The 8,603-nt window shown below is 38.4% G+C and carries 8 protein-coding genes and 1 other annotated feature; of the genes, 6 read left to right on the top strand and 2 right to left on the bottom strand.

Annotation, left to right across the window (positions count from 1 at the left end):
* The 6 genes from U0M88_RS02380 to ileS all read left to right on the top strand — a co-directional run.
* Positions 1 to 556, top strand: a 556-nt coding sequence (locus U0M88_RS02380) for an ABC transporter ATP-binding protein (protein ID WP_331868787.1), incomplete at its 5' end; no start/stop codon positions are given.
* A complete protein-coding gene (locus U0M88_RS02375; RefSeq protein ID WP_117446215.1) occupies positions 549 to 2,546 on the top strand; it encodes an ABC transporter permease in 1,998 nt (665 codons plus the stop codon). The genes U0M88_RS02380 and U0M88_RS02375, both read left to right, overlap by 8 nt.
* On the top strand, positions 2,543 to 3,259 hold the full coding sequence (locus U0M88_RS02370) for a transglycosylase domain-containing protein (RefSeq protein ID WP_117446214.1): 717 nt from the start codon (positions 2,543 to 2,545) through the stop codon (positions 3,257 to 3,259). Before U0M88_RS02375 ends, U0M88_RS02370 begins: the two co-directional genes overlap by 4 nt.
* 124 nt (positions 3,260 to 3,383) lie before the next feature.
* The gene (locus U0M88_RS02365) at positions 3,384 to 3,818 is read left to right on the top strand and encodes a cell division protein SepF (protein ID WP_117446213.1); all 435 of its coding nucleotides are present in this window, start codon (positions 3,384 to 3,386) and stop codon (positions 3,816 to 3,818) included.
* Positions 3,802 to 4,575 (top strand): YlmH/Sll1252 family protein, encoded by a 774-nt coding sequence (locus U0M88_RS02360; RefSeq protein ID WP_168964477.1) that lies wholly within the window; start codon positions 3,802 to 3,804, stop codon positions 4,573 to 4,575. The genes U0M88_RS02365 and U0M88_RS02360 overlap by 17 nt, the downstream gene beginning before the upstream one ends.
* Positions 4,570 to 4,782 (top strand) — a binding site (T-box leader). Its footprint overlaps the gene before it by 6 nt.
* Before the next feature lie 37 nt (positions 4,783 to 4,819).
* Complete coding sequence (gene ileS / locus U0M88_RS02355; protein ID WP_331868786.1) at positions 4,820 to 7,546, top strand: isoleucine--tRNA ligase; 2,727 nt, start codon at positions 4,820 to 4,822, stop codon at positions 7,544 to 7,546.
* A 51-nt stretch (positions 7,547 to 7,597) separates the two neighbouring features.
* On the opposite strand, the gene U0M88_RS02350 is transcribed toward ileS, so the two are convergent.
* Both U0M88_RS02350 and U0M88_RS02345 read right to left on the bottom strand, forming a co-directional pair.
* Positions 7,598 to 8,197, bottom strand: a complete 600-nt coding sequence (locus U0M88_RS02350) for a hypothetical protein (protein ID WP_331868785.1) — start codon at positions 8,195 to 8,197, stop codon at positions 7,598 to 7,600.
* Entirely contained in the window at positions 8,190 to 8,357 is a 168-nt protein-coding gene (locus U0M88_RS02345; protein ID WP_168964480.1) for a hypothetical protein, read from the bottom strand. The genes U0M88_RS02350 and U0M88_RS02345 overlap by 8 nt, the downstream gene beginning before the upstream one ends.
* Between the last annotated feature and the right edge of the window lie 246 nt (positions 8,358 to 8,603).

Genomic DNA, 8,603 nt, shown 5'->3' with positions numbered 1-8,603 from the left:
AGATATCACTAAGATCAAAGATAAACAGATTTCTTCATTTCGTCGGGAACATTTAGGATTTGTGTTTCAGGATTTTAACTTATCGAATAACTTTTCCAATAAAGATAATATTCTTTTGCCTTTGGTGCTGGCTAAAATGAAATATAACGATATGATCCATCTGTTGATACCGGTTGCCCGCAAGCTGGGAATTGAGGAGCTGTTAGATAAATATCCTTATGAGATTTCCGGAGGGCAGAAACAAAGAGTAGCGGTGGCAAGAGCCATCATCACCAATCCGGAATTGATTTTGGCCGATGAGCCAACCGGTGCTCTGGATTCAAAATCCACCGAAGAGCTTTTAAGCGTTTTTAATACTTTAAATGAAAACCATCAAACGATCGTCATGGTAACGCACTCCACAAAAGCGGCTGCGCATGCCAAGCGTGTTCTCTTTATCAAGGATGGACAGGTGTTCCATCAAATTTATCGCGGCGAAAAGACGATGGATGAAATGTATCAGTGTATTTCTGATACGCTGACACTGCTGGCAACAGGTGGTGTTCATCATGCGTAATTTCTTTTACTTTCGTTTAGCTCTTGACAATTTTAAAAAGAATGCGCGAATGCAGATTCCGTTTCTTCTATCCAGCTCACTAACCGTTATGATCTTCTATCTGGTCTTTTCTTTATCGACCAATGAAGGCATCGGCGGTTTAATGGGTGGCAATTATGTTCAGCAGCTTTTAGGCTTTGGAATCGGCGTTATTATCGTATTCTCTATCATCTTCTTATTTTATACCTATTCGTTTTTGATCAAACGAAGAAAGCGGGAATTTGGTTTATTTAATATTTTAGGAATGGAAAAAAAGCATATTGCACGCATGCTGTTTCATGAAACATTTATCAGTTTCTTTCTTTCGCTGGTACTGGGTATTCTTGTCGGTATCTTATTTGATAAGCTGATGTATATGCTGTTGTTGAGGATGATTCAGGCGGATGTGCATTTTGGCTTTTATATTTCGACATCCGGCATCCTATGCAGCTTTCTTTTATTCTTTGCGATTTATGTTTTGATCTATGTTTTTTCGTTGGTGCAGGTGCATATTGCCAATCCGATCGAATTATTAAATAGTGATAAGGTCGGCGAGAAAGAGCCGAAGGCTAAGTGGATTCTGGCATTGATCGGACTGGTGTGTTTAATTACCGGCTATTATATGGCGATTACGATTACAAATCCATTAATGGCTTTTACCATGTTCTTTATTGCGGTCATTTTAGTAGTCATCGGAACGTATTTATTGTTTACGGCCGGTAGTGTGACATTATTAAAGCTGTTAAAGAAGAATAAACGATATTATTATAAAACAAATCATTTCATCAGTATTTCCAACATGATCTATCGTATGAAACAAAATGCGATTGGTTTGGCTAATATTTGTATTCTATCAACGATGGTACTGGTGATGTTATCGACTACGTTATCGTTATGGAATGGTATGCAGGATATTTTAGATCAAAGATATCCACGAGAAATCATTGTCTCTTTACGCGACTATGATTTATATACGACAAAAGATCGATTGATGCAGGTCGTTAAAGATCAAAATATTCAGGTCAAGGACGAGATGTTTTACCGCTATTCATCAATGAGTGGACTCTTACATGGAAATGCGGTGGATCTAGGTTTGGATCAAGGTGGCCTTAGTGATGTCAATGATGCGATCACCATCTATATGATTCCATTAGAAGACTACAATGAAGCTATGCATACACAAGATACATTAGATCCCGGACAAGTTATGATCTATGGCTTACGCATTGATTATGAACAGCCGGAAATTCGTATCGGGGATCAAAGCTTCCAGGTCAAAAAAAAGTTAAATCAATTTATGGATAACCAGGAAGCGGCCAGTACGGTCAGTCCCAGCTTATTTATTGTGATGGATAGTGTGGATACGGTCTTAAAAATGCAGGAAATCCAGGAACAAAGCTATGAAGTCACAAATCGACCAACGAGTGTATTTGCCTTTGACAGCGAAGATTCACGTTCTCAAAAAGAAATCGCATCTCTTTTCAATGTATTAAATAATACGGAGGATTTTGAAAGTGAAAAAGATTATACCTGGGTTTATACGGAGTGCAGGGATACCGATCAAATCAATATGTTAGGATTATATGCCGGATTCTTATTCCTGGGTATCTTCTTAAGCATCTTATTTGTGATCGCAACTGTATTGATCATGTATTATAAGCAGATCACGGAAGGTTATCAAGATAAGGAACGCTTTGAAATCATGGAAAAGGTCGGTCTGGAGAAAAAAGATATTCGTCGCTCTATCAATTCACAGGTGCTCACGGTATTTTTCCTGCCATTGATCGTTGCCGGTATCCATATTGCGTTTGCCTTACCTTTGATCGATAAACTGATGGGTCTATTATACTTTGATAATATCAAACTGTTTATTTTGACAACTGCCATTTGTTTTGGTGTCTTTGCCTTGATCTATTGCGTTGTATATGTCTTGACCTCTAAAGTGTATTATCGTATCGTGAAGGCAAGATGATAAAGAAGATTGGTAAGCTTATAGCTCTGATTTTCCTGCTGGCAGCCATGAGCGTAGGATGTCTTGCGGGACTTGGCTATATGGATTATAAAGAAGCAATAGATCAGACAAGCATTGAAGACAAGATGGAAAGCATTCAAAGCCATGAAGATTACGTTACTTTGGAACAGCTTCCGGAATTATATCGTAAAGCTGTGGTAGCGGTAGAGGACCATGATTTTTATGAACATCAGGGCATTGATTTGGAAGCCATCGGACGAGCCATCTTAAATAACTTAAAGGCCATGTCGTTTGTGGAAGGTGGTTCAACGATTACTCAGCAGCTGGCCAAAAATGAATTTTTCACCCAGGATAAGAACTTTGTACGTAAATTTGCCGAGATTTTTATGGCCTTTGATATCGAAAGCAAATATTCTAAAGATCAAATCTTAGAGCTTTATGTCAATTCCATTTATTTTGGAGAAGGCTATTACGGTATTCATGCGGCCAGTCTTGGATATTTTCAAGTCGATCCTGCCGATTTAAATGAAGCCCAATGTATTTTATTAGCCGGTATTCCGAATGCGCCCAGCGTTTATTCTTTAAATGTGAATCCGGTTCTTGCGAAACAAAGGGCAAAACAAGTATTACGGCAGATGGTCAAATATTCTTTTCTATCAGAGGATGAGGCACAGAATATCGCTTACCAGCTTGATCAAATGATCGTTGGTTAGACATAAATTACGGAATGTAAGCGATCGCAAATTTGTGAAAAACGACTGGTTGTGATTTCTCAAGAATTTCACTTTTCAAATTGTTTTTCTATGATATAATACTTGAAGACAGGAGGTACTACCCATGGGATTTATGGACAAGGTAAAAGATTTCGTAGCACCAATCGAAGAAGAAGATGAAGGATACGAAGCGCAGCCAGTTGAAACTGTAAGCAATGAAACAGAGGCTGAACCTCAAAATCGATATGAAAGACCAAAAGCAAGAACAAATTCAGCGACTTTAAATGCTAAGACAAAGATGGTTTTATTCGAACCTAGAAGTTTTGGAGAAGCCGAAGAAGTAGGACAGCGTTTGAAAGAGGGACGTGCCGTTGTAGTCAATCTGCATAAGCTGGATCGTGACTATGCACAACGTACCATTGATTTTTTAACAGGTGTTGTCTTTGCACTGGATGGAAAGATCCAGAAGATTGGTCAGAACGTCATTTTGTGTTCACCAGCTGAAATTGGTGTACAGGGATCGATTTCTTTAGGAAATCCAGATGACTTTGAAGACTAAGGCTGAATCTGAGATAAGAAGTACATACTATAGAGGTCATGAGTTGTTTATTGCCCGTTTACAGGATCAATTTGATCTTGCGAAACAAAGGCAAATACCGGTCTTGACCTCTTTTTTAACGCCTGTGGAACAAAGAATTGTGGCACAACAGGCGCCCAAAGATCTTTTTGTCTCATTTTATGGCGGTTATGAAAATGCGGTTCGCAAGATGGCTTGTATCCAGCCGATGGATTTGGAACCAAACTACGATTATGTGATCTTAAAAAGCACATATATTCCACAAAAAAGAGCCTGTACACACAAGGATGTGCTTGGTGCTTTAATGCATTTAGGCCTGCAAAGAAATCAGCTCGGCGATATCTTTGTTGATGAGAATCAAATCCTTTTGGTCTGTAAAGAAGGAATGACAGATTTTATTTGTCAGGAATGTCATAAGATTGCCAATGCTATTGTCCGTTTTAAAGAAGATTATACGGTTGTTTTCCCAACAGCTTCTACTGAAATCATTAAGGTTCATGTCGCATCCCTTCGCATGGATGCGATTGTGGCAGCCTTAGCCCATTGTTCACGCTCGAAAGCCATGGATTTATTACGGAGTGGATTTGTGAAGTTGAACGATGTTGTTCTTGAAGAAAACGATCGATTGTGTAATAATGATTACGTTTCTATACGTAAGGTAGGTCGCTTTCAGTTTTTAGGTGTGGAAAATCACACACGAAAGGACAGACTGATCTTGCGTTTTGAAAAATATGTATAGGCAAAGACAAAGACAAGTCGGTTTCTACATGTTTCAATCAGAGAGCAATCGGTTGGTGAAAAGATTGTATGAGGCAGGATACCGGTATCCCTTTGGAGCTGAATTTCTGAAAGAAAATAGTAAGAAATTCCGGATGATTCCGTTATCTTATTGAGGGCACAGTGTATCTGTGAACTAAGGTGGTACCGCGTTTTTAACGTCCTTGGAAAAGGACGTTTTTTTTATGAAAGCAGGAGGAAAAAAGATGGATTATAAAGAAACGTTGCATATGCCAAAAACTGCTTTTGAAATGCGAGGCAAGCTTCCGACAAAGGAACCTGGATTTCAAAAGAGATGGCAAGATCAAAAACTGTATGAAAAAATGTTGGAAAGAAGAAAGGATGCCAAATCGTTTGTATTGCATGATGGCCCGCCTTATGCCAATGGCGATATTCATTTAGGACATGCCTTAAATAAAATCTTAAAGGATGTCATCAACAAATCTCACTTTATGTTAGGAGAAAAGGTTCCTTATATTCCGGGCTGGGATACTCACGGACTTCCGATTGAAACGGCTGTCACAAGGCTTGGTTATGATCGCAAGAAGATCGGTATTGCCGAATTTAGAAAGATTTGTTACGACTTTGCGATGAAGCAGGTAGAAAACCAGAAGAAAGGTTTCTTATCCTTAGGATCGATCGGGGATTATGATCATCCGTATATTACATTACAGAAGGAATTTGAAAAACATCAGATCGAAATCTTTGCGGATATGGCATTGAAAGGCTTGATCTATAAAGGATTAAAACCGGTTTACTGGTCACCAAGCAGTGAATCCGCTCTTGCCGAAGCCGAGGTCGAATATAAAGATATCAAATCACCAACGATCTATGTGAAGTTCCAGGTCAAAGACGGAAAAGGTGTTTTAGATACCGATACTTATTTTGTCATCTGGACGACAACACCATGGACCATTCCGGGAAACCTGGGAATCTGTGTGCATCCGGATATGACCTATGCTTTGGTTAATACAGACAAGGGAAAACTGATCATGTTGGAGGAACTGGTAGAGCAGTTATGTCCAAAATTTGAATGTGAAACGTTTGAAATCATCAAAACGTTCAAAGGTAGTGAATTTGAATACATCACCTGCACTCATCCTTTGTATCCGGAACGTGAAAGCTTGTTGATGCTGGCTGACTATGTAACGGCGGATGCCGGTACTGGTTGTGTGCATACGGCACCGGCTTTTGGTGAAGACGACTTTAATACAGGAATGCGCTATAAGCTGCCGGTTTATTGTAACGTTGATGAGCAGGGGCGCATGATGGAATCTTGCGGAGAATGGCTTGCTGGACAATATGTAGAAGATGCCAATAAGACAGTTACAATGAAGCTGGACGAATTAGGGGCTTTATTAAATCTAACCTTTATTACGCACTCGTATCCACATGACTGGCGTACTAAAAAACCAATCATCTTCCGTGCTACGACACAATGGTTTGCCTCTATTGATAAAATTCGTGATGAACTGTTGGAACAGATTCATTCCATCAGCTGGGTACCTAGCTGGGGCGAGGGAAGAATGCACAACATGATTGCCGATCGTGGCGACTGGTGTATTTCTCGTCAACGTGCCTGGGGTGTACCAATTCCAATCATCTATGGAGAAGACGGAACGCCTTTGATGGATCCGGTTATCTTTGAACATGTAGCCAAGTTAGTTGGTGAATATGGATCCAATGTATGGTTTGAAAGAGAAGCCAAAGATTTATTGCCGGAAGGTTATACAAACGAACATTCGCCAAACGGTCTCTTTAAAAAGGAAACTGATACGATGGATGTTTGGTTTGACTCCGGTTCCAGTCATACCGGTTGCATGATCGAACGTGGTTTTGACTATCCGGTTGATTTATACTTTGAAGGTTCTGACCAGTATCGTGGCTGGTTTAACTCTTCTTTGATCATCGGTACAGCTGTTTATGGGAAAGCACCGTATCGTCAGGTTTTATCTCATGGCTTTGTCATGGATGAAAAAGGCGTTAAGATGTCTAAATCGCAATGGAATGCCGTAGCACCAAGTGAAATCACTAAGAAATACGGTGCTGATATCTTACGTTTATGGGCTTGCAGTGTGGACTATCAGGCAGACTGTTCCATGGGGCAAAACATCTTAAAGCAGATCAGTGAAAACTATCGTAAGGTCCGCAATACGTTCAGATTCCTGATGGCCAACTTAGATGATCAGGCATTCACAAAAACAGATTGTCTGCCTTTTGATGAACTGGATGCCTTAAATCAATACATTCTGATTCGTTTAAATGATGTCGTACAATCTTGTGAAAAAGCATATGTGGAATATCGTTTTGCCGATGTTGTACAAACTTTAAGCAATCTGATGACAAATGAATTAAGTGCTTATTATCTGGATTACACAAAAGATATCTTATACATTGAAAATATCGATGATAACCAGAGACGTCAGGTACAAACCGTGCTTTATACAGCTGTTGAAGTCTTGACAAAATTGTGGGCACCGATCTTATGCCATACCTGTGAGGAAATCAACGACTTCATGCATTTTGATGAAGAATCGATTCACTTAACCGCATTTAAATCTTTGGAGTTAAACTTCGATACGGATGCTTTACGTGAAAAGATGGAAACATTGTTCAAGGTTCGTAAAGATGTATTGAAGGCTATGGAGGAATCCCGTGCACAAGGTGTGATTGGTAAATCCCTGGAAGCCAAGGTCAGCGTACATGTGGACGACCAAACGAAAGCCATCATGGAAGAAATCGTGAAGAAACCACAACAATGGTTGATCGTTTCCCAGTTTGCCTTTAGCAATGAAGAACTTCCAATGTATGAGTTCTGCGGTGTAAAAGTTGAACATGCCGATGGTCATGCCTGTCCTCGTTGTTGGAACTACACAACCAGTGAAAACGAAGATGGACTTTGCGATCGCTGCGCACATATCTTACATAAATAACAACAAAAAAGAAGTTGTTCTGGAAAGGATACTATTTCCAAACAGCTTCTTTTATTTTAAAGATACACTATCCAGTTTTTTGGTCGGCATAAGATAAATTAGCAAATCTTTATCTTGATTTTTACCAAAATAAGAAAAACCTACACTTTCATAAAATTTTCTAAGTTTAGATTCATTTTTACAGTCAATATGAATAATTGGACTTGGGCTGTATTTATTTTTTTCTTTTATCCTATGAAATGCTAATTCGATTAATGATGTACCACTTATTAATTGATTATAGTTATTATGATAATTTTCTGAGAGTTGACCAATTAAATGTGTATTGATGTGCCTTCCAAATGAATAGGTAGTACCAAAAAATTTTTTCTTTTGAGCCCTTGATATTTTAGAATCCAACACAAGATGACCTGATGCCAGGGAGTAGACTCCACATAGTTTTGAATCATTATTATTGATTGCATAGACTAAATAGGTTCTAGCTAAATTAACTTTTTCAAATTCTATAGCCTTTAACTTCAAAAAATATTCTACATCTTTGTTTAAGGGACAAGAAAACTCAGCAAGAATTTTTTGGATGTCATCGTTGCTGAGTTTTAATTTATAGATTAAATCATTAAGGCAGACCGTTTTATAAACAGATTTATTCATTTAATCCTAAAATTCGTAGAAGTTCTTCTTTGTCTCTAACATCTTGATGTCCCTTTACTGTTTTAAGTTCAAGCTTCCGTGTATCCAACATGATATTACAAATTCTTTTTAAATCAGACCGGTTAATAGTATATACATCAGTAAAACTTTTTGTTGCCATAAGGACACCCCACTTTCTGCTTATATAGTATATGAATTCAATAGGTTTTATAAGTGAAAAATATTAACGTATTGCTTTGTTAAGGCTAACCATTTTTAAAAAATTTTCGCTAAATTCAACTAAAAAGTTGATGATTCAACATGAATAGCGTCAGATTCAGGGATATTCTTTGATATATAAAGGAGATTCCCTATGATCAACGAAACATTCTTGAACCATCTAAAACCAGTAGAACTCGAATTCATT

Source organism: Faecalicoccus sp. (assembly GCF_036552745.1).
GTDB lineage: Bacteria > Bacillota_I > Bacilli_A > Erysipelotrichales > Erysipelotrichaceae > Faecalicoccus.
This window is presented reverse-complemented; position numbering and strand designations above follow the sequence as displayed.